This is a genomic window from Enterococcus sp. DIV0236 (genome assembly GCF_050558525.1).
Classification (GTDB): Bacteria; Bacillota; Bacilli; order Lactobacillales; family Enterococcaceae; genus Enterococcus; species Enterococcus faecalis.
The window spans coordinates 1,519,022-1,544,582 of sequence record NZ_CP187891.1 but is presented as its reverse complement, the minus strand read 5'-3'; the positions used below and the strand labels follow the sequence as shown (position 1 = coordinate 1,544,582).

General features: G+C 38.7%; 23 protein-coding genes. 21 read left to right on the top strand and 2 right to left on the bottom strand.

What is annotated here, in order from left to right; all coding sequences use genetic code 11:
- The first annotated feature begins 4 nt into the window (after nucleotides 1–4).
- The 9 genes from IGK27_RS07585 (at nucleotide 5) to IGK27_RS07545 (ending at nucleotide 11,689) form a co-directional block, all read left to right on the top strand.
- Nucleotides 5–946 carry a hexose kinase gene (locus IGK27_RS07585; protein WP_267589401.1) on the top strand — a complete coding sequence of 314 codons (942 nt, stop codon included), beginning with the start codon at nucleotides 5–7 and terminating at the stop codon, nucleotides 944–946.
- 32 nt (nucleotides 947–978) lie between these two features.
- Nucleotides 979–2,793, top strand: coding sequence for a glycoside hydrolase family 35 protein (locus IGK27_RS07580; RefSeq protein WP_002385857.1), 1,815 nt, complete (start codon nucleotides 979–981; stop codon nucleotides 2,791–2,793).
- Nucleotides 2,790–3,269, top strand: a complete 480-nt coding sequence (locus tag IGK27_RS07575) for a PTS system mannose/fructose/N-acetylgalactosamine-transporter subunit IIB (protein ID WP_002357249.1) — start codon at nucleotides 2,790–2,792, stop codon at nucleotides 3,267–3,269. Before IGK27_RS07580 ends, IGK27_RS07575 begins: the two co-directional genes overlap by 4 nt.
- Nucleotides 3,270–3,282: 13 nt before the next feature.
- On the top strand, nucleotides 3,283–4,182 hold the full coding sequence (locus IGK27_RS07570; RefSeq protein WP_002357253.1) for a PTS mannose/fructose/sorbose/N-acetylgalactosamine transporter subunit IIC: 900 nt from the start codon (nucleotides 3,283–3,285) through the stop codon (nucleotides 4,180–4,182).
- Nucleotides 4,169–4,978 (top strand): PTS system mannose/fructose/sorbose family transporter subunit IID, encoded by an 810-nt coding sequence (locus IGK27_RS07565; protein WP_002357254.1) that lies wholly within the window; start codon nucleotides 4,169–4,171, stop codon nucleotides 4,976–4,978. The genes IGK27_RS07570 and IGK27_RS07565 overlap by 14 nt, the downstream gene beginning before the upstream one ends.
- Nucleotides 4,979–4,997: 19 nt before the next feature.
- Nucleotides 4,998–5,405: a PTS sugar transporter subunit IIA gene (locus tag IGK27_RS07560; protein ID WP_002357255.1), complete on the top strand. Its 408-nt coding sequence runs from the start codon at nucleotides 4,998–5,000 to the stop codon at nucleotides 5,403–5,405.
- A gap of 149 nt (nucleotides 5,406–5,554) precedes the next feature.
- Entirely contained in the window at nucleotides 5,555–9,529 is a 3,975-nt protein-coding gene (locus IGK27_RS07555) for an endo-alpha-N-acetylgalactosaminidase family protein (protein ID WP_002357256.1), read from the top strand.
- A 240-nt stretch (nucleotides 9,530–9,769) separates the two neighbouring features.
- The gene (locus tag IGK27_RS07550; RefSeq protein WP_002386882.1) at nucleotides 9,770–10,924 is read left to right on the top strand and encodes an AI-2E family transporter; all 1,155 of its coding nucleotides are present in this window, start codon (nucleotides 9,770–9,772) and stop codon (nucleotides 10,922–10,924) included.
- A gap of 120 nt (nucleotides 10,925–11,044) precedes the next feature.
- Nucleotides 11,045–11,689 carry a DUF998 domain-containing protein gene (locus IGK27_RS07545; protein ID WP_002378408.1) on the top strand — a complete coding sequence of 215 codons (645 nt, stop codon included), beginning with the start codon at nucleotides 11,045–11,047 and terminating at the stop codon, nucleotides 11,687–11,689.
- A gap of 46 nt (nucleotides 11,690–11,735) precedes the next feature.
- Here the strand turns inward: IGK27_RS07545 and IGK27_RS07540 are convergent, their stop codons facing one another.
- Nucleotides 11,736–12,347, bottom strand: coding sequence for a hypothetical protein (locus tag IGK27_RS07540; protein WP_002381806.1), 612 nt, complete (start codon nucleotides 12,345–12,347; stop codon nucleotides 11,736–11,738).
- A gap of 178 nt (nucleotides 12,348–12,525) precedes the next feature.
- On the opposite strand from IGK27_RS07540, the gene IGK27_RS07535 reads away from it, so the two are divergent.
- The 4 genes from IGK27_RS07535 (at nucleotide 12,526) to IGK27_RS07520 (ending at nucleotide 16,356) form a co-directional block, all read left to right on the top strand.
- Entirely contained in the window at nucleotides 12,526–12,978 is a 453-nt protein-coding gene (locus IGK27_RS07535; RefSeq protein WP_002357261.1) for a DUF2188 domain-containing protein, read from the top strand.
- A 199-nt stretch (nucleotides 12,979–13,177) separates the two neighbouring features.
- Nucleotides 13,178–14,197, top strand: a complete 1,020-nt coding sequence (locus IGK27_RS07530) for a branched-chain amino acid aminotransferase (protein WP_002357262.1) — start codon at nucleotides 13,178–13,180, stop codon at nucleotides 14,195–14,197.
- Nucleotides 14,198–14,331: 134 nt separating this feature from the next.
- Nucleotides 14,332–14,652, top strand: coding sequence for a cupin domain-containing protein (locus IGK27_RS07525; protein ID WP_002357264.1), 321 nt, complete (start codon nucleotides 14,332–14,334; stop codon nucleotides 14,650–14,652).
- Between the two features lie 63 nt (nucleotides 14,653–14,715).
- Nucleotides 14,716–16,356 carry a peptide ABC transporter substrate-binding protein gene (locus tag IGK27_RS07520; protein WP_002357265.1) on the top strand — a complete coding sequence of 547 codons (1,641 nt, stop codon included), beginning with the start codon at nucleotides 14,716–14,718 and terminating at the stop codon, nucleotides 16,354–16,356.
- 97 nt (nucleotides 16,357–16,453) lie between these two features.
- On the opposite strand, the gene IGK27_RS07515 is transcribed toward IGK27_RS07520, so the two are convergent.
- Entirely contained in the window at nucleotides 16,454–17,329 is an 876-nt protein-coding gene (locus tag IGK27_RS07515; protein ID WP_002371925.1) for an NAD(P)H-hydrate dehydratase, read from the bottom strand.
- A gap of 149 nt (nucleotides 17,330–17,478) precedes the next feature.
- Between IGK27_RS07515 and IGK27_RS07510 the strand changes: the two genes are divergently transcribed.
- From IGK27_RS07510 to purF, 8 genes are all read left to right on the top strand, one after another.
- The gene (locus tag IGK27_RS07510; protein ID WP_002357267.1) at nucleotides 17,479–18,345 is read left to right on the top strand and encodes an SPFH domain-containing protein; all 867 of its coding nucleotides are present in this window, start codon (nucleotides 17,479–17,481) and stop codon (nucleotides 18,343–18,345) included.
- A gap of 174 nt (nucleotides 18,346–18,519) precedes the next feature.
- Nucleotides 18,520–19,008 carry a 5-(carboxyamino)imidazole ribonucleotide mutase gene (gene purE / locus IGK27_RS07505; protein WP_002357268.1) on the top strand — a complete coding sequence of 163 codons (489 nt, stop codon included), beginning with the start codon at nucleotides 18,520–18,522 and terminating at the stop codon, nucleotides 19,006–19,008.
- Nucleotides 19,001–20,125 carry a 5-(carboxyamino)imidazole ribonucleotide synthase gene (gene purK, locus IGK27_RS07500; protein WP_002371924.1) on the top strand — a complete coding sequence of 375 codons (1,125 nt, stop codon included), beginning with the start codon at nucleotides 19,001–19,003 and terminating at the stop codon, nucleotides 20,123–20,125. The genes purE and purK overlap by 8 nt, the downstream gene beginning before the upstream one ends.
- A gap of 151 nt (nucleotides 20,126–20,276) precedes the next feature.
- Nucleotides 20,277–20,990 (top strand): phosphoribosylaminoimidazolesuccinocarboxamide synthase, encoded by a 714-nt coding sequence (gene purC, locus IGK27_RS07495; protein WP_002357270.1) that lies wholly within the window; start codon nucleotides 20,277–20,279, stop codon nucleotides 20,988–20,990.
- A gap of 13 nt (nucleotides 20,991–21,003) precedes the next feature.
- On the top strand, nucleotides 21,004–21,255 hold the full coding sequence (gene purS / locus IGK27_RS07490; protein WP_002357271.1) for a phosphoribosylformylglycinamidine synthase subunit PurS: 252 nt from the start codon (nucleotides 21,004–21,006) through the stop codon (nucleotides 21,253–21,255).
- Nucleotides 21,256–21,930, top strand: coding sequence for a phosphoribosylformylglycinamidine synthase subunit PurQ (gene purQ / locus IGK27_RS07485; RefSeq protein ID WP_002357272.1), 675 nt, complete (start codon nucleotides 21,256–21,258; stop codon nucleotides 21,928–21,930).
- Nucleotides 21,927–24,146: a phosphoribosylformylglycinamidine synthase subunit PurL gene (gene purL, locus IGK27_RS07480; protein ID WP_002357273.1), complete on the top strand. Its 2,220-nt coding sequence runs from the start codon at nucleotides 21,927–21,929 to the stop codon at nucleotides 24,144–24,146. Before purQ ends, purL begins: the two co-directional genes overlap by 4 nt.
- Entirely contained in the window at nucleotides 24,122–25,561 is a 1,440-nt protein-coding gene (gene purF, locus IGK27_RS07475) for an amidophosphoribosyltransferase (RefSeq protein WP_002385863.1), read from the top strand. The genes purL and purF overlap by 25 nt, the downstream gene beginning before the upstream one ends.

Genomic DNA, 25,561 nt, shown 5'->3' with positions numbered 1-25,561 from the left:
AGCTGTGATAGTAACAGTAACAATGAATCCGTCAATTGACATCTCCTACCTATTAGATCATCTAAAGCTTGATACCGTTAATCGGACCAGTCAGGTGACCAAAACTCCTGGTGGCAAAGGAATAAATGTCACTCGCGTTATTCATGATTTAGGTGGAGATGTTATCGCTACCGGCGTTCTTGGTGGTTTTCATGGGGCGTTTATTGCAAATGAGTTAAAGAAAGCAAACATCCCCCAAGCATTTACGTCAATCAAAGAAGAAACACGTGATTCGATTGCGATTTTGCACGAGGGGAATCAAACTGAAATTTTAGAAGCTGGACCAACTGTTTCCCCAGAAGAAATCAGTAACTTCCTTGAAAATTTCGATCAATTAATTAAGCAAGCAGAAATTGTCACAATTTCTGGCAGTTTAGCGAAAGGATTACCATCAGATTTTTATCAAGAATTAGTTCAAAAAGCTCAAGCACAAGAGGTTAAAGTGCTACTAGATACTTCTGGTGATAGTTTAAGGCAAGTTCTTCAAGGACCATGGAAACCGTATTTAATTAAACCTAATTTAGAGGAACTAGAAGGATTGCTAGAGCAAGATTTTTCAGAAAATCCATTAGCAGCTGTACAAACAGCTTTAACAAAACCAATGTTTGCGGGAATTGAATGGATTGTCGTATCTTTAGGAAAAGATGGTGCAATTGTCAAACATCAAGATCAATTCTATCGTGTAAAAATTCCAACGATTCAAGCTAAAAATCCTGTTGGTTCAGGAGATGCAACCATTGCTGGTCTTGCATATGGACTAGCCAAGGATGCCCCAGCGGCCGAACTGCTAAAATGGGGCATGGCGGCTGGAATGGCTAATGCCCAAGAAAGAACGACTGGGCATGTAGACGTAGAGAACGTGAAGAAACATCTTATGAACATCCAAGTAGTCGAAATTGCTAAATAAAGAGCTTTCTTTATTTAGCAATTATCCAGTAATTGAAAGCGTTTACTAGAAAGGGTGGCAATGTGGAAAGATTTGAAATTAAAGAGGAGTTTCTTTTAAATGGTCAACCATTTAAAATTTTATCAGGCGCCATTCATTATTTTCGTGTAGATCCCTCAGATTGGCATCATTCACTTTATAACTTGAAAGCTTTAGGCTTCAATACAGTTGAGACATATGTACCATGGAATTTACATGAACCGCAAAAAGGAACATTTCATTTTGAGGGAATATTAGATTTGGAGCGCTTTTTAAAATTAGCACAAGAACTTGGACTATATGCGATTGTGCGGCCGTCTCCTTATATTTGTGCAGAATGGGAGTTTGGCGGTTTTCCAGCCTGGCTATTAAATGAACCAGGACGGATGCGTTCGAATAATCCAACCTATCTGAAGCATGTTGCGGAATATTATGATGTTTTAATGGAAAAAATTGTTCCGCATCAACTTGCTAACGGTGGCAATATTTTAATGATTCAAATCGAAAACGAATATGGTTCATTTGGCGAAGAAAAAGCGTATTTACGGGCGATTCGCGATTTGATGATTGCACGTGGCGTGACAGCACCATTTTTTACTTCTGACGGGCCATGGCGCGCAACATTGCGGGCAGGCAGCATGATTGAAGATGATATTTTAGTAACTGGGAATTTTGGCTCAAAAGCCAAAGAAAATTTCGGTATGATGCAAGCCTTTTTTGAAGAACATGGTAAAAAATGGCCGCTAATGTGTATGGAATTTTGGGATGGCTGGTTTAATCGTTGGAAAGAGCCAATTATTAAACGAGATCCGCAAGAATTGGCTGAATCAGTTAGAGAAGCATTAGCATTAGGCAGTATCAACTTATATATGTTTCATGGCGGCACCAATTTTGGGTTTATGAATGGCTGCTCCGCACGAGGAACCATTGATTTACCACAAATCACTTCCTATGATTATGATGCGCCACTTGATGAACAAGGGAACCCAACCGAAAAGTATTTTGCGTTACAAAAAATGCTTCACGAAGAGTACCCTGCGTTACCACAAGCTGAACCATTAGTAAAAGATTCTTTTGCGCAAACAGCAATTCCTTTAACAAACAAAGTGAGTTTGTTTGCGACTTTAGAAACGATTAGTCAGCCAGTGGTCAGCGTTTATCCGCAAACCATGGAACAATTAGGACAAAATACCGGCTATCTTCTTTACCGAACAAGCATTGAAAAAGATGCTGCAGAAGAAAAGCTAAGAGTGATTGACGGTCGTGATCGTCTGCAATTATTTGTCAATCAGGTACATCAAGCAACGCAATATCAAACGGAAATTGGCGAAGATATTTACGTTACACTGCCGCAAGAGAATAATCAAATCGATGTTTTAATGGAAAATATGGGTCGTGTCAATTACGGGCACAAACTATTTGCAGATACTCAGAAAAAAGGGATTCGAACGGGTGTCATGGCAGATTTACATTTTATGACACAATGGCAACAATATTGTTTACCTATGACAAGCTGTGAACAGGTAGACTATTCAAGAGAATGGCAACCTGATCAACCAAGCTTTTACCAGTATCATATGGAGTTAGCAGAAGTGAAAGATACATTTATTGATGTTTCTAAATTCGGCAAAGGAATTGTTTTTGTTAACCAAACCAATCTTGGTCGTTTCTGGAATGTTGGTCCGACGCTTTCCTTATATATTCCCAAAGGATTATTAAAAGAAGGGCAAAATGAGATCGTCATTTTTGAAACGGAAGGAACGTACCAACCAGAAATTCAGTTAGTAAAAGAACCACTATATAAAGAAATGAAAGAGGGATTACAATGAGTATTATTGGCGTAAGAATTGATGGACGTTTGATTCATGGACAAGTGGCAAATTTATGGGCGACAAAATTGAATATTTCCAGAATTATGGTCGTTGATGATGAGGTTGCAGGGAATGCCATTGAAAAAAGTGGCTTAAAATTAGCAACACCAGCTGGCGTGAAACTAAGCGTGTTACCAGTTGAAAAAGCTGCTCAAAATATTTTAGCAGGAAAATACGACTCACAACGTTTACTAATTGTGGTACGGAAACCAGATCGTTTATTAAAACTAGTAGAACTTGGGGTGCCGATTAAAGAAATCAATGTTGGGAACATGTCTCAAACAAACGAAACACGGTCGATTACTAAGTCAATCAATGTGGTCGATCAAGATATTGATGTTTTTAAAGAGTTAAATGCTAAAGGTGTCCATCTGATTGCTCAAATGGTGCCAAGTGACAAAGCGGAAGACTTTATGAGTTTGATAACAAAATAGGAGGGAACAAAAAATGAATATCTTATGGTGGCAGATCTTATTATTAACATTATACGCAGGATACCAAATTTTAGATGAATTACAAATTTATTCTTCATTAAGTGCGCCAGTGTTTGCAGGTCTTTTTGCAGGATTAGTGATGGGGGATATTAAAGCAGGACTTATTATTGGTGGAAGTATGCAATTAACTGTATTAGGAGTTGGGACTTTCGGGGGTGCCTCCAAAATTGATGCTAACTCAGGCACGATTCTTGCCACAGCATTTTCTGTGTCTTTAGGAATGAATCCTGAACAAGCAATCGCTGCTATTGCAGTACCAGTTGCTAGTTTAATGATTCAATTAGACATTTTGGCTCGCTTTGCGAATACCTACTTTGCACATCGGATTGATAAAATGGTCGAAGATATGAACTACAAAGGAATTGAACGTAACTTCTTAATGGGTGCTTTACCATGGTCTCTTTCTCGAATGATTCCAGTCTTCTTAGCACTTGCTTTTGGTGGTGGTTTAGTACAAAAAGTTGTATCTGTCCTAAATGGCGATTTGAAATGGTTAGGTGATGGCTTGTCTGTTGCTGGGGCGGTCTTACCAGCGGTCGGTTTTGCAATTTTACTACGTTACTTACCAGTGAAAAAACATTTCCCTTATTTAATTCTTGGTTTCACTGTAACTGCTTTACTAGGAACAATCTTTACAAACATGCAACTTTTAGGAACATCTGTTGCGAGCGTTGTGAAAGACTTCAGTGGTGTATTTAACGCACTACCAATGTTAGCAGTTGCTTTAATTGGTTTCGCTTTAGCCGCAATTAGCTACAAAAATGGCCAAATGATTCCGAGTGGGCCAGCAGCCAAAAAAGAACATGCAGCGAATGATTCAGACGAAGGAGAGATTGAAGATGACGAAATCTAATTATAAATTGACGAAAGAAGATTTTAAACAAATTAATCGCAGAAGCTTGTTTACTTTCCAATTAGGTTGGAACTACGAAAGAATGCAAGGATCAGGTTACTTGTATACGATTTTGCCACAATTGCGTAAAATTTATGGGGATGATACGCCTGAATTAAAAGAAGTGATGAAAACACACACGCAATTTTTCAATACTTCAAACTTCTTTAATACGATTATTACAGGGATCGATTTGGCCATTGAAGAAAAAGAAGGCATTGCTGGAAAACAAACAGTTTCAGGTTTGAAAACTGGTTTAATGGGACCGTTTGCAGCAATTGGGGATTCAATTTTCGCAGCTTTAATTCCAACTATTTTTGGGGCGCTAGCTGCCAACATGGCGATTAATGGCAACCCAACTGGTATCTTTATCTGGATTGTTGCTCAAATTGCCGTGATGGTCTTCCGTTGGAAACAATTGGAATTTGCGTATCGCGAAGGAATTTCTTTGGTAACAACTATGCAACACCGCTTAACTGCCTTAACAGACGCTGCAACTTTACTAGGGGTCTTCATGGTTGGCGCTTTAGTGGCAACGATGGTTAATGTGAAACTATCATGGGCACCAAGTATTGGGGATGTAACACTTAACATGCAAAATAACTTGGATATGATTTTACCACGTCTACTTCCTGCAGGAATTGTCGGTGGCGTTTATTGGATGCTAGGTAAAAAGAATATGACGTCTACTAAAGCCATTTTTATCGTATTAATTGTCTGTGTCGCATTGTCTGCGTTAGGTGTTATTTCAAAATAAGTAAGACAGGAGAAAATCGATGAGTGAACATTTAGTTTTAGTAAGTCATGGCCGTTTTTGCGAGGAATTGAAAAAAAGTGCGGAGATGATTATAGGACCGCAAGAAACAATTTCCACTGTTACTTTATTACCAGAAGAAGGTGAAGCTGACTTTTTAGAAAAATTTGAAGCGATTACGGAATCGCTAGAAGATTTTGTTGTCTTTGCTGATCTATTAGGGGGGACACCTTGTAATATTTTATCGAAAAAAATTATGCAAGGTGCTTCGTTTGACTTATATACTGGGATGAATTTACCGATGGTTATCAGCTATGTAAATGCAAGTTTATTAGCGATCGAAGGTGACTATGTTAAGGAATCAGCAGAAAGTATTGTGAAAGTCAACGAATTGCTGCTAAATGTTGCAGTAGATGATGAGGATGAATAATTCTGACTTGTTGTCGTAAGTAATTAAAGTTTTTAAGAGAATGATTTAGAAATGGACGTTCCAAAAATAAAAGAATTTATTTTTGGAACGCCCCTTTAATTGTTAATAATGAAAGCGTGTTCAAAAATGTTAGGGGGCTGATTTATCAGATGAAACATGGAAAAATAAAACGATTTAGTACATTGACACTATTGGCAAGCGCAACGATTTTAGTACCATTAAGTACGTCTGCAGAAGAAACAACAAACAGCAGCACTGAAACAAGCTCATCAATGGTGGAACCTACCGCAACAGAAGAAAAATTGTGGCAATCTGATTTTCCAGGAGGGAAAATTGGTGAGTGGCAAGATGTGATTGGTAAAACAAATCGAGAATTAGCAGGAGAGTCATTGGCGATTTCACGAGATGCAGCAGCAGGTAATAATGCCGTATCTTTAAATTTAGATTCCCCTAAATTAGCTGATGGTGAAGTAGAAACAAAGTTTAAATACACTGCTGGAAGCGGTCGAACGGGTGTGATTATTCGTGGTAATACCAAAGATAGCTGGGTTTTTGTAGGCTATAACGCGAATGGCAAATGGTTAGTTGAAAGCCCTAATTCGTGGAATGATTCAATTTCTGGGCCAACGTTAAATGAAGATACGAATTATTTGTTGAAAGTACGTTATGTTGGTGAAAAAATTACTATCTGGCTTAACACCACGTTGATTTACGAAGGAGAACCTGTTTTGGCCAACGGAGACAAAATTCCAACAGAAGCCGGACATGTGGGTGTCCGTTTGTGGTACGACAAAAAAATTGTCAATTATGACTATTTTAAAAATGGCCCCGTAGATAGCATTCCAGAAATTGTGCCAGAAGTGACCCAAATTGCGCCAGTCAAAGTTTTTACAAAAATTGGTGTCGCACCAAAATTACCGAAACAAGTAAAAGTGACCTATAATACTGGTAAAGAAGCCAATGAAGCAGTCCGTTGGGATGAAATCGATCCTGCTGCATACAAAGAACCAGGAACTTTTGAAGTCGACGGTACTTTGGAAAATACAAACATCAAAGCAAAAGCCAGCATTGTTGTTGCTAAAGACAATGAAGCTGAAAAAGGCGACAAAATCTCTTCCGCAGATTTAACAGCCGTGGTTGATCCACAATTTCCACGAATTATTCGCTACGAAGACCCTCAGAGTAATCAAGTGATTTTTAATGGCCAACACGAGAAAATTGACCAAGTAATGATTGATGGCAAAGCATATAAAGCAACTGCTGAAAAACAAAAGAGTGAAGCAAATCAAGCCGTTTATAACGTAGCTGTCCCAGAAATTGGTTTGCATTTCACAACGACATTGACTGTTTCCGAAGGCCAAGAATTAGCTATGAAACTCTCAGATATTCGTGAAGAAGGAATCAAAATACACACAATTTCAATTCCAAATCAAGGCTTGATTTCTGTCAATAGTACAGATGAAGGGGCGACTTTTGCTGGCGTTGTGATGAATACTGGGACAAATGCAAATAACGGAAATAAAAATGGTGATACTATCCAAGATTTAACTACAACAAGCCAAGAAGAAACGAAAAAATATATGTATGGTTTCTTAAATACGGCGAATTATGCTGCAAGTTTTTGGACGAACGCCTATGGAGACGGCTCTGTCGATGGTAGTGACAACAATCGAATCCATAAACAAACAAAAGAAGCGGCGACTGGTTTTGTAACAACCTTGTCAAGTGGGGCATGGACCTATCGACCATTTGATGCACCGGAAGATTACACAACTGGAGAAACACCAGAAGTGAAAGTTAAATTCTCAAAAGATAGCAACGACGACAATCGGGTGGATTGGCAAGATGCGGCAATTGGGTTCCGTTCAATTATGAATAACCCAATGGGCGCGGAAAAAGTCCCTGAATTAGTCAACCAACGGATTCCTTTTAACTTTGCTAGTCAGGCGACAAATCCATTCTTAGTGACGTTAGACGAATCAAAACGTATTTACAATTTAACAGATGGATTAGGACAAATGAATTTACTAAAAGGGTATCAAAATGAAGGACATGATTCTGCGCATCCAGATTACGGTGCTATTGGTCAGCGACCTGGTGGGGAACAAGCGTTGAATCAATTAATTGATGAAGGACATAAATTAAATGCCGTTTTCGGTGTGCATATTAATGACACCGAGTCTTACCCAGAAGCAAAAGGATTTAATGAGGAATTAGTTGATCCAACGAAGCGTGGCTGGGATTGGTTAGATCCGTCTTATTTTATTAAACAAAGACCCGATGCATTGAGTGGTCGTCGCTATGAGCGCTTTAAAGAATTAAAACAAAAAGCACCGAATCTAGATTATATTTATGTTGATGTTTGGGGCAACCAAGGCGAATCAGGTTGGGCAAGTCGTCAACTAAGTAAAGAAATTAATTCACTCGGTTGGTTTACAACCAATGAATTTCCGAATGCTTTAGAGTATGACTCGGTTTGGAACCATTGGTCTGCAGAAAAAGATTACGGCGGTACAACAACGAAAGGCTTTAACAGTACAATCGTTCGTTTTATTCGGAATCATCAAAAAGACACTTGGATTATTTCCGACAACCCTTTGTTAGGTGGAGCTGAATTTGAAGCCTATGAAGGTTGGGTGGGTAAAACCAATTTTAATACCTATCGCCAAAAAACTTTTGCCATTAATGTCCCAACTAAGTTCTTACAACATTACCAAATTACAAACTGGGAAACTACAACAGCAGCAGATGGTCAAATCTATGGCACAATTAAATTAGCGAACGGTGCTGAAAAAGTGACCGTTACTCAAGCAGATGCTAATTCGCCAAGAAGCATTACGTTAAATGAGACAGAAGTTCTAAAAGGTGATGCGTATCTACTGCCTTGGAATGTCAATGGTCAAGACAAACTATATCACTGGAATCCAAAAGGCGGTACCAGCACTTGGTCATTGGATAAGAAAATGCAAGGAAAAACGAATTTACATTTATATGAATTAACAGATCAAGGGCGTATTGACAAAGGCGCAATTGCCACTACAAATAACCAAGTGACCATCCAAGCCGAGGCTAATACACCGTATGTCATTGCTGAACCTGACAGTATTGAACCGATGACATTTGGAACAGGAACACCATTTAAAGATCCTGGATTTAATGAAGCCAATACCTTAAAAAATAACTGGAAAGTTTTCCGAGGTGATGGAGAGGTTAAAAAAGATGCTAACGGTGATTATGTCTTTAGTTCAGAAAAAGAAAGAACCGAAATCAAACAAGACATCAATCTTCCTAAACCAGGAAAATATAGTTTGTATTTAAACACAGAAACACATGATCGCAAAGCCACAGTAACTGTTAAAATTGGTGGTAAAAAATATACGCGGACAGTGAATAATTCGGTTGCCCAAAACTACATTCAGGCAGATATTAACCATACAAGCAGGAAAAATCCGCAGTATATGCAAAATATGCGAATTGATTTTGAAATCCCAGATAATGCCAAAAAAGGCTCGGTGACGTTAGCGGTTGATAAAGGCAATTCCGTTACAAAATTTGATGATTTACGAATTGTTGAGCGTCAAACGGATATCATGAACCCAGACAAACAAACAGTTATTAAGCAAGATTTTGAAGACACACAAGCAGTTGGATTATATCCTTTCGTTAAAGGCTCAGCTGGTGGTGTAGAAGATCCACGGATTCATTTATCAGAAAGAAATGAACCTTACACACAATATGGTTGGAATGGAAATCTTGTTTCAGATGTATTAGAAGGCAACTGGTCCTTGAAAGCCCATAAACAAGGAGCAGGATTGATGCTTCAAACAATTCCGCAAAATATTAAATTTGAACCGAACAAGAAATATACGGTCCAATTTGATTATCAAACTGATGGTGAAAATGTCTTTACTGCTGGGACCATTAATGGGGAGTTGAAAAATAACAATGACTTTAAGCCAGTCGGTGAGTTGACTTCGACAGCAGCAGATGGTCAAACCAAGCATTATGAAGCAGAAATAATTGGGGATGCTTCAGGAAACACTACGTTTGGTATTTTTACAACAGGTGCCGATAAAGATTTCATTATGGATAACTTTACGGTCACAGTGGAATCGAAAAAATAAATTTAGTCTATCTAAGCAACTTGGGCTACAAGTTAAACGTACTTGTAGCCCAAGTTGCTTCTTTTATGAAAAGAAGAAAGGCCTAGTGCCTCATTTTTATACTGCAGAATAAACCGACACATTTTTTAAAGTGTCAGGCTTCTTTGTGTATTTCATCAAGAACGAATGGACAAACTTGCCTTTTGCCACAAATCGTTTACAATTACAATGATAGGCATAATTTATTTAGAGGTGAAGTGATTGAAGAAATACAATGTTGATTGGAATTACTGGGTTGTCCGCTTTTTATTTGTAATGGCGCTGATTGTTGGCTATTTATTAATCACGAATTATCAGCACTTTGTCCATAGCGTTTCGGGTTTATTAGGCATCTTATCCCCATTCATTACTGGGTTCGTGATTGCTTATTTATTGAGTGGAAGTCAGAAAAAAATCGAGGGATTACTAGAAAGAGTTCCTTTACCAGTCGTTAAAAAAGCGAAACACGGCTTGAGTGTACTCCTTTTGTACCTGATTATTTTGTTTATTTTTGTCTTGACATTAAACTATATCGTTCCGCTACTCATTAGTAATTTAGTAGATTTAGCAAACTCTTTACCCACTTTTTATGATCACATGGTTCAGTTTGTAATGAGTTTAGAAGATAAAGGGATTTTAAAAACAGCCGCGATTGAAAAATATTTAAATAGTGTCCTTAAAGATTTGTCGCCAGAACGTTTTTTAAATCAATGGACACAAGCGTTGTTTTCATTAGGAACGTTGACTAAAAATGTTTCATCATTCTTTTTAAATGCATTTTTGACGTTGATTATCTCAATATATGCGCTGGTATTTAAGCAATCTATTTTGACATTTGTTGAAAAGGCTGCCCACAAATTGCTGTCTGAAAAAGTGTACAAGCAAACACAAACCTGGTTAAATACAACGAATAAAATTTTCTATAAATTTATCAGCTGCCAATTTCTTGATGCTTGTATAATTGGCGTTTCATCAACGATTTTGTTAAGTATTTTGAATGTGAAATTTGCTGTGACTTTGGGGATTTTATTAGGTATTTGTAATATGATTCCTTATTTTGGTTCGATTTTTGCGTCAATTGTTGCTGGTGTGATTACGCTTTTCACAGGTGGTGTTACTCAAGCAATTACGGTGTTACTAGTTTTATTAATTTTACAACAAATTGACGGCAATATTATTGGTCCTCGAATTATGGGAGATGCCCTAAATGTCAATCCGATTTTAATTATTGTTTCAATTACGATTGGGGGAGCGTACTTCGGCGTCTTAGGGATGTTTTTAGCAGTTCCTGTTGCTGCAATCATTAAAATTATTGTCTCGGAGTGGCTAAATGAATCAAAAGAAAATGATAAGATTGTAGATTCTATTGAATCCTAAAGTAAAACTTTTCGTCTCGCGTTGACGAAAAGTTTTTTAGTGAGAAAGAAAGTTTCATTATTTGGAATTTTTGATATGCTATACTTGAAGTAAATAGAAAATCAAAATTGAGGTGAATAGATGCAGTTTTTAAAAAAATATGGCGGCTATTTTTTAGTTTTAGGGGTCTTACTTGATTTTTTTACACCTTATTATGTCGGATTCAAAGATCAAGGTTACAATCAATTGACAGAAGTAATTAGCTTATTAGGTGATGTGAATAGTCCAGTTAGGGAAAACTTTAATCGGTTAACTATCATTGCGGGAATGTTGATGTTAGCAAGTTTACCTAGGATATATGCTATTTTTTCCAGAAAAACGAAAAAAGGTGCTTGGTTAGTAGTGGCAATGATTGGCGCTTATGGTTTATTTGATTGTATTTTCAGTGGGCTCTTCAGCGTAGACACTTCAACCGCTGGCACAGTTGCTGCCGCGCTTCATAACGGAGGATCAGCAGTCGGTTATACAGGCTTTTTGTTGTTATCAGGCGTCTTAACCATTATCTACAGTAAATACGGTTCGCAAAAAAATAAAAACCTTTTTGGCTTTTTGTTTATTTTATGTATGCTTGCAGCCGGCTTATATGGCTTAGCAAGGATTCCACAGTTGCAACAGGTAAAACCATTTAATTATTTAGGCTTATGGCAAAGAGTGAGTTCATTTTGTAATTATCTACCAATGCTGGCACTGTGTTTACAAACTAAAACCAATGACAAATTTGATTGAACATTTGTCATTGGTTTTTTACTAGTTAAAATTGTCTGGTAATAACTTAATTATTGGCTACGGTGACTTCACCAGTAACAGTGGCACCATCTTTTTCTAAGTCAGCAGAATCTTTGTATTCTTGTTTATCAAAAGTAATATTGCCATTAACTTTGGTACCATTTAAAGTAAAGCCATTTGCTTTCACCTCAATATCACCTTTGACAGTCCCGTGAACGATGTTGAAATTTTCAGAAGAAACGATTAGCTTAGGAACCGTGATTTCATATTCAGCAGTTACTTTTTTATTATCATCTTGAGAATAAAGCGCTAATTTACGATAGACATCGTTGGAATCTTTCCCCTTATCATGGAAAGTACCAGCAACTGTTACCTCGTTATCAAAAGTGACATTGTCAGTAGCTGCGACAATCCAATTTCCTTTATCACTTAACGCCATTTCGAGCTCTTCAGGCTTGGCACTAATTGAAGCACCAGAGACTACTTCTGTACTTGAATTAGCTGTTTCTTTGCTACTAGAACTACTATCTGTTTTTTTATCAGATGAACAAGCACTAAGCAGCACAAGAGCAGCAGTTGCCGTCAAAACAGTGGTGAGTACTTTAGACATTTTCATGAAAATCCCTCCAAAAAATTTATTTATTTCTTCCTTTATCATAACTGATTCAAAGGGAAATGAGTAATTATACACTCAAAGATTGAGAAGTTTGGCTAATGGGAAATTAGGCTTATTCTCTCAAGAAGGTTCAGGAAATATTCAAAGTAATCATTTCTTTTTCAAATGTTCCTTTTCTGTAGTAAGCTAGTAATAGACAGAATTTAAGGAGGAGATTTTGATGCCTTGGAATATGAATGATTATCCTACATCAATGAAAAATTTAGCACCTTTGATTCGGAAAAAAGCGATAGATATTGGCAATGCGTTGCTTGCGGATGGCTACCCTGATGATCGCGCCATTCCAATTGCGATTAGTCAAGCGGAGAAATGGTATCAAGAGGCAAGTGCAGCAGACAAAAAGGCATTTGAACAAGAAGCAAATCCTACGAAACAAGATTCGCATAAACAGGATAAACATGCGGGAAAATTATTAACGGCGGCTGTCAACGTTAAATATAAAGACGACCAATGGTTGGTGATTTCAGACAGCGCTGAAAAAGCAAGTAATACATTTACCCACAAACAAGAGGCGGTTAAACGAGCTCAAGAAATTGCTCGGAATAAGCAAACAAAGCTGAAAATCTATAAGCAAGATGGTACGTTACAAGAAACCAAAGAGTATACTGAATAATTTTTCGACACCTTGATATTCCGTTGCAATTCAAGAAACGGTTATCAAGGTTTTTTTGCGAGGGAGAAATGGACAAGTAAGAAAAAATAACAAAAGTTAAGAAAGTTAAGAATGAGAATAAGACTTGCTTTTCTAGTTTTTGGTGGGTACAATTACACTAATTAAGATAAAAAATCAAAATAATTGAGGTGCTACGACAATGGAAAAAGCCAATCTTGATTGGAATAATTTAGGATTTTCTTACATTAAAACGCCCTTTCGTTATATTAGTTATTGGCGAGATGGCAAGTGGGAAGAAGGCACGCTAACAGATAACAATCAGTTAACGATTAGTGAAGGTTCGCCTGCTCTACATTATGGCCAACAATGTTTTGAAGGATTAAAAGCGTATCAATGTGCAGATGGTTCTGTCAATTTGTTTCGTCCAGATGAAAATGCCAAACGGCTACAAAAAAGTTGTGCGCGTCTACTGATGCCACAAGTGCCAGTAGAAACCTTTGTTTCTGCATGCCAAGAAGTGGTGAAAGCCAACCTTGCTTATTTACCGCCATATGGAACGGGTGGCACGTTGTATCTTCGCCCTTATATGATTGGTGTCGGCGATAATATTGGCGTAGCACCTGCCAAAGAATACATTTTTTCTATTTTTTGCGTGCCGGTTGGTTCCTATTTTAAAAATGGTTTAGCACCAACCAACTTTATCGTTTCTGAATATGATCGAGCGGCCGGTCGAGGAACCGGGGCCGCTAAAGTGGGGGGCAATTATGCAGCTAGTCTTTTACCAGGTGCAGAAGCACATGAGAAAGAATTTAGTGATTGCATTTATTTAGATCCGTATACGCATACGAAAATTGAAGAAGTTGGTGCAGCTAATTTCTTTGGCATAACCAAAGAGGGTACTTTTATTACGCCGAAATCAGCGTCTATTTTACCAAGTATTACTAAATATTCATTATTGACGCTAGCAAAAGAACGTTTAGGGATGACGGCGCTTGAAGGAGACGTTTACATTGATCAATTAGCGGACTTCTCCGAAGCGGGTGCTTGTGGCACAGCGGCGATTATTTCTCCTATTGGTGGGATTCAAAACGGCACAGATTTCCATGTATTTTATAGTGAAACGGAAGTTGGACCAGTGACTAAGCAACTATATGATGAACTGGTTGGCATACAGTTTGGTGACAAAGAAGCGCCAGAAGGCTGGATTGTAAAAGTTTAAAGAGACAAAAAAGAGAGAATTCATGCTCTCTTTTTTTTGTGTAGAATATTCAGAATTTTCTATAAAAATATTGACTTTGATTCTATTTAAAGGAATAATGGAAGATATAAGATTTAAAAAAGGAGGGAAAGCTATTGCTTATTAAATCAGCAGAATCAGAAGAAATGACGATTTTTTTTGATAAAGAAAACCAACCAAATGCACAAGTTCAAATGGGCATTATTACATTACAACCTGGTGAAAAGCGGCCTTTAGCTGGATATGCTCGCCATGAACAGGATGAATATTCTTATGTGATTTCTGGCGAAGCACATACGATTTTAGAAGATGGTCAAGACTTAGTCGGAAAAGCTGGACAAGCCCAATTAATTGAAGCTGGTGAGGGGCACATTAATTATAATGATGGGTTGGAGCCAGCGGTCGTTGTCTGGATGCTTGTGGAAAGAACAGAATAAAACGGGAAGCTGTCTTTCTGTAAGTAAGAGTATAAAAAAATGAAGAGTTATAGGAGAAAGAAGATGAAAAAGTATTTAAAAATCACAATGGTTTGTATTTTATTGGTAGGATTTTTAGCTGGGTGTACCAATAAAAATGAAAATAAAAAGAAACAGAAAAATACCAAAGAAGCCGTTCAACTGATGTCACCCTCGGAATTAACAACGCTCAACACCTCTGTATTATTGGATTTTCCAGATGCTATTGTCCAAACTGCAGCGTTTGAAGGGTTATATAGTTTAGATGAACAAGACCAATTGGTACCAGCCGTAGCAAAAGCATTGCCGATGATTTCAGAAGATGGAAAAACCTACACGATTTCTTTGAGAAAAGAAGCGGTTTGGAGTAACGATGATCCTGTCACAGCGCATGATTTTGAATATGCTTGGAAAAAAATGATTGATCCTAAAAATGGCTTTGTTTATAGCTTCCTCATCGTTGAAACAATTCAAAATGGTGCAGAAATCTCAGCTGGGAAATTAGCACCCAATGAACTTGGTGTCATAGCTGTGGATGATTATACATTAAAAGTGACGCTCAAAGAGCCAAAACCGTACTTTACGTCCTTGTTAGCTTTCCCTACATTTTTCCCGCAAAATCAAAAAGTAGTCGAACAATTTGGTGCGGACTATGGAACTGCTAGTGATAAAGTCGTCTATAATGGTCCGTTTGTGGTAAAAGATTGGCAGCAAACAAAGATGGACTGGCAACTAGCAAAAAATAATCGCTATTGGGATCACCAGAACGTGCGCTCAGACATTATCAATTATACGGTTATCAAAGAAACATCTACCGCATTGAATCTTTTTGAAGATGGACAATTAGATGTGGCTACACTAAGTGGTGAATTGGCGCAACAGAATAAAAATAATACGTTGTATCATTCGTACCCAACAGCGACAATGAACTATTTGCGCTTAAATCAAAAACGGAAAGGGCAAGCAACGCCGCTTGCAAACGAAAACCTGCGTAAAGCGTTGGCTTTAGGCATAGATAAAGAAAATCTAGTCAATAATATTATTGCAGATGGTTCTAAAGCGCTACATGGTGCGATTACGGAAGGCTTTGTGGCGAATCCCACAACGGGCCTCGATTTTCGTCAAGAAGCAGGTAATTTAATGGTTTATAACAAAGAAAAAGCGCAAAGTTATTGGAAAAAAGCACAAGCAGAATTAGGAGAAAAGGTTAACGTTGAATTGATGGTAACAGATGATGGTTCTTACAAAAAAATTGGTGAAAGTTTGCAAGGCTCGCTACAAGAACTGTTTCCTGGTTTGACAATAGAGCTAACCGCATTGCCGACCGAAGCTGCATTGAACTTTGGGCGAGAAAGTGACTATGATTTATTCTTAATTTACTGGACACCAGACTATCAAGATCCTATTTCTACCCTGATGACTTTATACAAGGGTAATGATCGCAATTATCAGAACCCTGTCTATGACAAATTATTAGATGAAGCAGCCACAACCTATGCCTTAGAGCCAGAAAAAAGATGGGCGACACTGATTGCAGCTGAAAAAGAAGTGATTGAAACGACTGCTGGCATGATTCCACTTAGCCAAAATGAACAAACAGTCCTGCAAAATGATAAAGTCAAAGGCTTGAATTTTCATACCTTTGGCGCTCCATTAACGTTAAAAAATGTTTATAAGGAAAAATAAAAAGAGAGCCTGGGCTGAAAATCGCTTTTGATTTTCGGCCCAGGCTTAAATCCTGCTTTTTAACCCAAAATTTGTCACCATTTAGCCTTTTCGGGTTTTATCTCGAACGCTTCTGTTCTAATAGTTCAGAATCAGGTGCAGTGTGTGGCTGGGCATATTTTTTCATATATGTCGGCAAGGCTTGACTAATCTTCGTTGGTAAAACAACATAGTCGGTTTTGGCCAAATCATCACCAATGAGACTGTGTAAGTAAACGGCGCTAGCAATGGTTTCAATTGTCGGCTTAAACTGAGCTAAAAAACCAGCAATGATGCCAGCCAAGGTATCCCCAGTTCCGCCAGTAGCCATCCCAGGGTTGCCACCTTTATTTTGAAAAGGTTCTCCTGAGTGGAAAATTGTGGTGCGATGACTTTTTAAAACAATCGTACTGCCTAATTTTGCTTGTTGACGCTGGTTATTTGCCAGTGTTTGTTGCTCGATAGGTAAGTGACTCAAACGTTGCCATTCCATTTGATGAGGTGTGAAAACAACTTTTTCAGGATAGGTAAGGGAAAAATTGCCTTGGCTAAACAGGGTAATTGCTGAGCCATCGATAATTAACCATTGTTTTTTTTGATGTTGGGCGAGTACCATCTTTAATATTTGTTGTGCAGTAGCATCTAAGCCTAAACCTGGACCAATTAAAATAACCTCCGCTTGCTCTACGACGTTCGTCAGAAGGACTGTTTCTTCAAAGCCCACGACCATCGCTTCTGGGCATCTTGCATGTAAAGGCCCGTGATTTTTAACATCAGTAATCACAGTGGTGAGACCAGCGCCACTATTGATACACGCTTCGGTACTCATGATGATGGCTCCGCCATATTGTCGGTTTCCTCCGATTAATACAACACGCCCAAAATTACTTTTATAAGAGTCGGAGGGGCGTTGAGTGATGACTTCCTCTAAAATATCCTTGCTTAAATAGCGCATTCTATCACTCCTTTTCTTGGGATTTCTTTGTTCTCAGTATACTACAAGAGCCCCGAAAAAATCAGTTTATTTAATGTTAAAAGTTACTCTATTGAAGGCAATGAGGTGTATAATAAGGACCAGATAAATGAGTTAGGAGAGTGAAACAGATGGAAGAGAAAAAAACATTTTATATGAGTGGCTACGTAGGAATTGCGAGCTTATTAGTTATTTTAATTGCGGGAATTGGTTTATTTATTTATGGAGCGAGTCATACTAATGGTGTTCTTGTTGTTTTAGGTATTATTTTGTTAGTTGGGGCTATTTTATTTTTAAGTTCCTTAACCATTGTTAGTCCCAATCAGGCGAAAGCTATTTTATTTTTTGGTCGCTACTTAGGTACGATTAAAGAAAATGGGTTGTTTATTACCATTCCATTTACGCAAAAAATGAACATTTCTTTGAAAGTACGAAATTTCAATAGTTCTCTATTAAAAGTCAATGACTCTGACGGGAATCCAATCGAAATCTCTGCGGTCATCGTTTTTCGGGTAGTCGATACAGCTAAGGCGTTATTTAATGTCGATTATTATCAAGACTTTGTGGAAATTCAAAGCGAAACGGCAATCCGGCATGTAGCAACACAATATCCTTATGACACTTTTTCAGATAATGATGTAACTCTGCGAGGAAATACCGAACAAATTTCCGAGGAGTTAACCAAAGAATTGCAAGAACGCTTAGCAGTGGCTGGTGTAGAGGTTATCGAAACACGGTTGAATCATTTAGCTTATGCAACTGAAATTGCTAGCTCCATGTTGCAAAGACAGCAAGCAAAAGCAATCTTAGCGGCTCGACAAACAATTGTTGAAGGTGCGGTAAGCATGACACAAATGGCCTTAGAACAGATTGAAGAAGGGCAAGAAATTAATTTTACCGATGAACGAAAAGTACAACTTATTAATAATTTACTAGTCTCAATCATTACTGATAAGGGCACACAACCAGTTATTAATACAGGCGACGTTTCTTCTTAAAGAGGAAGCAACGCTAAAAATAGCAAAAAAAGAGTCATCTTTCCGATGACTCTTTTTTTTGATAAACACGAACATTATATAATTTTAATCTATAATATTTCGGTTTTTCTTTGACATCTCTTTTTCTCATTGTTAGAATAACAGTGAAAAAAGGCGGAAGGAGTTATTACATTCATGAAACCATTAGTCGCTGTGATTATGGGAAGTACCTCAGACTGGGCAACGATGAAAGCTGCTTGTCTTGTGTTGGAAGAGTTGGGAATTTCTTATGAAAAACGAGTGATATCAGCACATAGGACCCCTGACTTGATGTTTCGTTTTGCAGAGGAATCACGAACAAAAGGATTGAAGGTTATTATTGCTGGCGCAGGCGGAGCGGCTCATTTACCAGGGATGGTAGCTGCAAAGACAACCTTACCTGTCATTGGTGTTCCAGTTAAAACACGAACATTAAACGGTATTGATTCACTGTTGTCTATTGTGCAGATGCCAGGGGGAGTTCCTGTAGCAACAACTGCGATTGGCTCAGCAGGTGCTACCAATGCTGGGTTATTAGCTGCAGAAATACTAAGTATTGATGATTTACAGTTGGCAGAAAGAATCCAAGCAAGACGACAATCATTGGAAAAAGCGGTTGTGGAAAGTGGGGAACAACTTGAATAAACCTTTAAAAGTCGGAGCAACTATTGGCATTATAGGTGGGGGACAGTTAGGGCGAATGCTAGTCATGAGTGGTAAAAAAATGGGTTTCCAAATGATTGTGTTGGACCCAACGCTCAATAGTCCAGCTGGTCAAGTAGCTGACCGTCAAATTGTGGCAGCCTTTGATCAGATATCTGCTTTAACTGAACTAGCAGAGTTATGCGATGTGATCACCTATGAATTTGAAAATATTGAAGTGGCCTCCCTAGAAAAGGCCATTCCACTAGAAAAGTTGCCACAAGGAACAGAATTGTTAAAAATTACTCAAAATCGATTGCTTGAAAAAACGTTTCTTCAATCGATTGGCTGTAAGATTGCCCCTTTTGCGGAAGTGAAAAGTCAGAAAGAGCTGCCACAAGCAACAGAAAAGATTGGTTTTCCATGTGTCTTAAAAACTATTCAAGGTGGATACGATGGAAAAGGACAGGTCGTCTTAAAATGCGAAGAGGATTTCTCCCAAGCGACTGAATTATTAGCTAACGCTACTTGTGAATTAGAAAAGTGGGTGCCTTTCACTAAAGAACTTTCAATCATCGTTGCAGGGAATAAGCATGGTTACCAAAGCTTTCCTGTATCTGAAAACATTCATCGAAAGAATATCTTGCATGAATCAATTGTGCCAGCTCGAATTTCTGAGAATGTGCAACAAAAAGCAGCGGAATTGGCGCAACACATTGCTGAGGAATTAAATTTATCTGGGGTTTTAGCTATCGAACTGTTTTTAACGGATTCAGAAGAGTTGTACGTCAATGAATTAGCGCCACGGCCTCATAACTCAGGTCATTACTCTATTGAAGCTTGCTCATTTAGTCAATTTGATGCGCATATTCGAGGGATTAGCAATTGGGGCATTGGGTTACCCCAGTTACTTCAACCAGTGGTTATGGTGAATCTCTTAGGTGAACACTTAGAAAAAAGCTACCAGTTATGCACGTCAAAACCCACTTGGCAAGTCCATTACTATGGAAAAGCCGAATCAAAAGTTGGCAGAAAAATGGGCCACGTCACCATTACAACACCTTGTTTATCAGAAACGTTAAAGGAAATTGAGACTGTTGGTATTTGGAATGTAACTTAATAAATGCTTGCTCCAAGCAAGTTTTTTATTTTTACATTCAACAAACACGAACGATTGTTGTTTTTTTGTAACTAATGTAAGTTTTTAACTGATGTGAATCAGCTGACATAGAAAGAATAGCGTTCATGAAGCTAACGAGAAGAGGGAAAGAATGGAAAAGAAAGCACTTGTGTATACAGGAAAAGCGAAGAAGTTGTATCAAACAGAAAATGCAGCGGTTCTTTTTGTGGAATATCTTGATCAAGCAACAGCTTTAAACGGTCAAAAAAAAGACAAAGTTCTTGGGAAAGGCGCTTTAAATAATCAAATCACTAGTCTAATTTTTGAACATTTACAGCAACAGAAGATTCCCAATCATTTTATCAAAAAAGTATCTGAACACGAACAATTAATTCAGGCCGTAGAAATGATTCCTTTGGAAGTTGTCGTACGTAATTATGCGGCAGGAAGTTTTTCAAAACGTTTAGCGATTGAAGAGGGCACTAAATTAGTGACGCCCATTATTGAATTTTATTACAAAGAAGATCGTCTGGATGATCCTTTTATTAACGAAGACCATATTCAATTTCTAAAAGTAGCCACTCCTGCTGAAATTGTGGAGATCAAAGCATTGGCTTTACAAATTAATCAGGCGCTTAGTCAACTCTTTCAACGCCTCAATATTTGTTTGATCGATTTTAAAATCGAGATTGGTCGGACGAAGGCCAATCAATTGTTACTGGCAGATGAAATTTCTCCAGACACCTGTCGTTTATGGGATTTAAACACAAACGAACATCTGGATAAAGATGTTTATCGCCGTGAATTAGGAGAAATAGTTCCTGTATATGAAGAAGTTTTACAACGTTTACTAACAGCTAATTGAGGAGGAAGCGCGTATGTATTTTGTCAAAGTCTATGTTACGTATAAAGAATCAATTTTGGATCCCCAAGGTGAAGCGGTTAAGGAAGCAGTCCATCGGCTTGGTTTTACAGAAGTAGCCGAAATCCGTGTCGGTAAGTATTTTGAAATGCACGTCCAGCAGACAGAAGCAATTGAAGAGAAAATTGAACAAATTTGTGATCAACTATTAGCCAATGTAAATATGGAATCCTATCGTTTTGAAATTTTATCTTTGGAGGAAATTTAAATGAAATTGGCAGTGATTGTTTTTCCAGGATCCAATTGTGATGCAGACTTATTGTGGGCTGTCAAAGAGGTGATGGGCGTCGATGCAGAATTTGTCCGACACGATGCCACTTCTTTAGCAAAATTTGATGGCGTGTTATTGCCTGGTGGTTTTTCTTATGGCGATTACTTACGTTGTGGTGCAATTGCTCGGTTTTCGCCAATTATCAATGAGGTGATTCGCTTTGCTACAGAAGGCAAAATGGTTTTTGGCACTTGTAATGGCTTTCAAATTTTAACAGAAATTGGCTTACTTCCTGGCACGTTGCTAAGAAATGATTCGCTTCGTTTTATTTGTAAAAGTGTCCCATTGAAAGTGAATACGCACACAAAGTTTACAAGCGAGTATCCTGAAAATGTTTCGATACATTTACCAGTAGCACATGGCGAAGGGAATTACTATTGTGATGAAAAAACGTTGCAAGAGCTGAAAGAAAAGAACCAAATTGTTTTTACGTATCAAGAAAAGGTGAACGGGAGTCTTGCGAATATTGCTGGTATTTGTAATGAACAGGGCAATGTTCTAGGAATGATGCCTCATCCGGAACGAGCGATGGAAGAATTGTTAGGTTCAACAGATGGACGCAGCTTTTTTGCTTCAATCATTAAAAACTTTGGAAAGGAATTAAGCCAATGATGAATGAACCAACACCAAAAGAAATCAAGGAGACACGGTTGTATGCAGAATGGGGACTAACAGATGAAGAATATCATCAGATTGAGACCATTTTGCAAAGAGAACCTAATTATACAGAAACTGGCTTATTCTCCGTGATGTGGAGTGAACATTGCTCTTACAAAAATTCCAAGCCCGTTTTAAAAAAGTTTCCGACGGAAGGGCCACAAGTGCTTCAAGGCCCTGGTGAAGGAGCTGGGATTGTCGATATTGGTGACGGATTAGCTGTTGTTTTTAAAGCAGAGAGCCATAATCATCCTTCTGCAGTAGAACCTTACGAAGGAGCAGCTACAGGCGTTGGTGGAATTATTCGCGATATTTTCAGTATGGGGGCGCGGCCGATTGCTTTACTGGATTCGTTAAGATTTGGCGAACTGACGGATGCACGAACACGTTATTTGTTTCAAGAAGTTGTGGCGGGGATTAGCGGTTATGGAAATTGTATTGGTATTCCAACCGTTGGCGGCGAAATTGCTTTTGAGCCATGTTATCAAGGAAACCCACTTGTTAATGCTATGTGTGTGGGATTGATTCGTCATGATGAGATTCAAAAAGGCCAAGCAAAAGGCGTCGGAAATAGCATTCTTTACGTAGGTGCGAAAACAGGACGAGATGGAATTCATGGTGCGACCTTTGCTTCAGAAGAATTTAGTGAAGGTGAAGAACAGCAACGATCTGCGGTACAAGTAGGTGATCCGTTTATGGAAAAATTATTATTGGAAGCTTGTCTTGATTTAATCAAAAATCATCAAGATATTTTAATCGGCATCCAAGATATGGGGGCGGCTGGCTTGGTTTCTTCAAGTGCTGAAATGGCATCAAAAGCAGGTTCAGGCTTGATTCTAGAGCTAGATAAAGTTCCGCAGAGAGAGACGCAGATGAGCCCCTATGAAATGCTCTTGTCTGAGTCCCAAGAACGGATGTTAATCTGTGTGGAAAAAGGAGCAGAACAGCAAGTTTGTGAATTGTTTCAAACGTATGACTTAGAAGCGGTAGCGATTGGCTCCGTAACAGATGATGGACAGTATCGTGTCTTTCACGGTGGCAAAATAGTCGCAGATGTACCAGTAGATGCTTTGGCAGAAGAAGCCCCTGTCTACCAGAAAGCCTATCAAGAACCAGAGCGGATGCGTGCTTTTAAAAAATTAGCGCCCTTCATTCCAGAAATTACGAATAGTACGGAATTATTAAAACGCCTATTGCAACAGCCAACGATTGCATCGAAAAAATCAGTTTACGAAACCTATGATAGTCAAGTACAAACGAATACAGTGGTGCAACCAGGAAGTGATGCAGCTGTTTTAAGAGTGCGGGGCACCAATAAAGCCTTAGCGATGACGACAGATTGTAATAGCCGTTATTTGTATTTAAATCCTGAAATAGGTGGGCAAATTGCGGTTGCAGAAGCAGCCCGTAATATTGTAGCAAGTGGAGCACAACCTTTGGCTATCACTGATTGTTTGAATTATGGTTCCCCTGATAAACCAGAAAGTTTTTGGGAATTATGGACGTCAGCGGATGGAATCGCCGCAGCCTGCCGTCAGCTAGGAACACCCGTGATTTCAGGGAACGTCTCTCTTTACAATGAAACAGATGGTCAAGCCATTTATCCAACGCCAATGATCGGCATGGTGGGCGTGATTGAAGATGTTTCACAAATTACCACACAAGCGTTTAAACAAGTGGATGACTTAATTTATCTCATCGGTGAAACCCACGCAGATTTTAACGGCTCAGAAATTCAAAAAATGCAACTGGGTCGAATTGAAGGGCAATTACGCTCATTTGATTTAAAAGAGGAAAAAGCAAACCAAGAATTAGTTTTAAAAGCAATTCAAGCAGGCCTAGTTGCTAGCGCGCATGATTGCGCTGAAGGCGGCGTTGCCGTTGCTTTAGCCGAGTCGGCTTTTGCTAACGAACTGGGGTTACAGGTGACACTGCCATTAGCAAAAGAATATCTATTTGCGGAGACGCAATCCCGTTTTATTCTTTCAGTTAGTCCCCAGCATCAAGAAGCATTTGAAACACTTATCGGAAGAAAAGCTCAACATATTGGGAAAGTGACTGAAACTGGTTTGATCATTCATGCGTTAGATGATGTGATCAATTGTTCAACAAAAGAAGCCAAAGCCTTATGGGAGGATGCGATTCCATGTCTTATGAAGCAAAAAGCTTAAATGAAGAGTGTGGTATTTTTGGTATTTGGGGTCATCCTGATGCGGCACAAGTGACCTATTTTGGTTTACACAGCTTACAGCATCGAGGCCAAGAAGGCGCGGGAATTGTGGCGAACAATTCTGGGAAATTAGATGGCCACCGTGATTTAGGTTTATTAGCAGAAGTATTCCAAAAGCAAGAACAACTGAATGCGTTAGAAGGAACGGCGGCTATTGGTCATGTACGCTATGCAACCGCTGGTACGGGTAGCGTGGATAATATTCAGCCATTTTTATTTAAATTTTATGATAGTCAAATTGGGTTAGCACACAATGGCAATTTGACAAATGCCAAGCGTTTACGAAAACAACTAGAAAGAGAAGGAGCTATTTTTCATTCCAATTCAGACACTGAAATTTTAATGCACTTGATTCGAAAAAGCACTGCTGTCTCGTTTCTCGATAAACTAAAAGAGAGCTTGAATTTGGTTAAGGGGGGCTTTGCTTATCTTTTATTAACAGAAACGATGATGATTGCTGCACTGGATCCCAACGGCTTTCGCCCTCTCTCCATCGGACAAATGAACAATGGGGCGTACGTTGTGGCATCCGAAACGTGTGCATTAGAAACAGTTGGGGCTCGCTTTATTCAAGATGTGGCGCCTGGTGAAGTAGTCATCATTTCTGATGAAGGCTTGAAAATAGAGGTTTTCACTACGGAAGTCCAACCGGCAATTTGTGCAATGGAATATATTTATTTTGCACGACCAGATTCAAATATTGCTGGAGTTAATGTGCATACAGCTCGTAAAAGAATGGGGAAGAACTTGGCGATCGAAAGTCCAGTCGCAGCTGATATGGTAGTTGGGGTACCGAACTCGTCATTGTCTGCAGCTAGCGGCTATGCAGAAGAAGCACAGATACCTTACGAACTAGGTTTAGTAAAAAATCAATATGTCGCTCGAACATTCATCCAGCCGACACAAGAATTAAGAGAACAAGGTGTCCGTATGAAACTATCGGCAGTTCGTGGCGTGGTCAAAGGAAAAAAAGTCGTTTTAGTAGATGATTCGATTGTTCGCGGAACCACTATTCGGCGCATTATCCATTTATTAAAAGAAGCAGAAGCGCAAGAAGTTCATGTCAGAATTGCTTCACCGCCATTAAAATATCCGTGTTTTTATGGCATTGATATACAGACGAGGGACGAACTAATTGCGGCAAACTATTCAATTGAAGAGATCAAAGAGCAGATTGGCGCAGATTCGCTGGCTTTTTTGAGTGAAGCAGGGCTGATTGATGGGATTCAATTAAATTATGATGCTCCTTATTCTGGGCTGTGTATGGCTTACTTTAATGGAGACTATCCAACGCCTTTGTATGATTATGAAGAACAATATCAAGCATCCTTGAAAAAAGAAACTAGGAGGAATTGA

Bases quoted from the DNA above. Each gene is read 5' to 3' on its own strand.
- IGK27_RS07575 (WP_002357249.1), top strand. From the start codon at position 2,790: ATGAGTATTATTGGCGTAAGAATTGATGGACGTTTGATTCATGGACAA.
- IGK27_RS07570 (WP_002357253.1), top strand. From the start codon at position 3,283: ATGAATATCTTATGGTGGCAGATCTTATTATTAACATTATACGCAGGA.
- IGK27_RS07565 (WP_002357254.1), top strand. From the start codon at position 4,169: ATGACGAAATCTAATTATAAATTGACGAAAGAAGATTTTAAACAAATT.
- IGK27_RS07560 (WP_002357255.1), top strand. From the start codon at position 4,998: ATGAGTGAACATTTAGTTTTAGTAAGTCATGGCCGTTTTTGCGAGGAA.
- IGK27_RS07555 (WP_002357256.1), top strand. From the start codon at position 5,555: ATGAAACATGGAAAAATAAAACGATTTAGTACATTGACACTATTGGCA.
- IGK27_RS07545 (WP_002378408.1), top strand. From the start codon at position 11,045: ATGCAGTTTTTAAAAAAATATGGCGGCTATTTTTTAGTTTTAGGGGTC.
- IGK27_RS07540 (WP_002381806.1), bottom strand. From the start codon at position 12,347: ATGATAAAGGAAGAAATAAATAAATTTTTTGGAGGGATTTTCATGAAA.
- IGK27_RS07535 (WP_002357261.1), top strand. From the start codon at position 12,526: ATGCCTTGGAATATGAATGATTATCCTACATCAATGAAAAATTTAGCA.
- IGK27_RS07530 (WP_002357262.1), top strand. From the start codon at position 13,178: ATGGAAAAAGCCAATCTTGATTGGAATAATTTAGGATTTTCTTACATT.
- IGK27_RS07520 (WP_002357265.1), top strand. From the start codon at position 14,716: ATGAAAAAGTATTTAAAAATCACAATGGTTTGTATTTTATTGGTAGGA.
- IGK27_RS07515 (WP_002371925.1), bottom strand. From the start codon at position 17,329: ATGCGCTATTTAAGCAAGGATATTTTAGAGGAAGTCATCACTCAACGC.
- IGK27_RS07510 (WP_002357267.1), top strand. From the start codon at position 17,479: ATGGAAGAGAAAAAAACATTTTATATGAGTGGCTACGTAGGAATTGCG.
- purE (WP_002357268.1), top strand. From the start codon at position 18,520: ATGAAACCATTAGTCGCTGTGATTATGGGAAGTACCTCAGACTGGGCA.
- purC (WP_002357270.1), top strand. From the start codon at position 20,277: ATGGAAAAGAAAGCACTTGTGTATACAGGAAAAGCGAAGAAGTTGTAT.
- purS (WP_002357271.1), top strand. From the start codon at position 21,004: ATGTATTTTGTCAAAGTCTATGTTACGTATAAAGAATCAATTTTGGAT.
- purQ (WP_002357272.1), top strand. From the start codon at position 21,256: ATGAAATTGGCAGTGATTGTTTTTCCAGGATCCAATTGTGATGCAGAC.
- purL (WP_002357273.1), top strand. From the start codon at position 21,927: ATGATGAATGAACCAACACCAAAAGAAATCAAGGAGACACGGTTGTAT.
- purF (WP_002385863.1), top strand. From the start codon at position 24,122: ATGTCTTATGAAGCAAAAAGCTTAAATGAAGAGTGTGGTATTTTTGGT.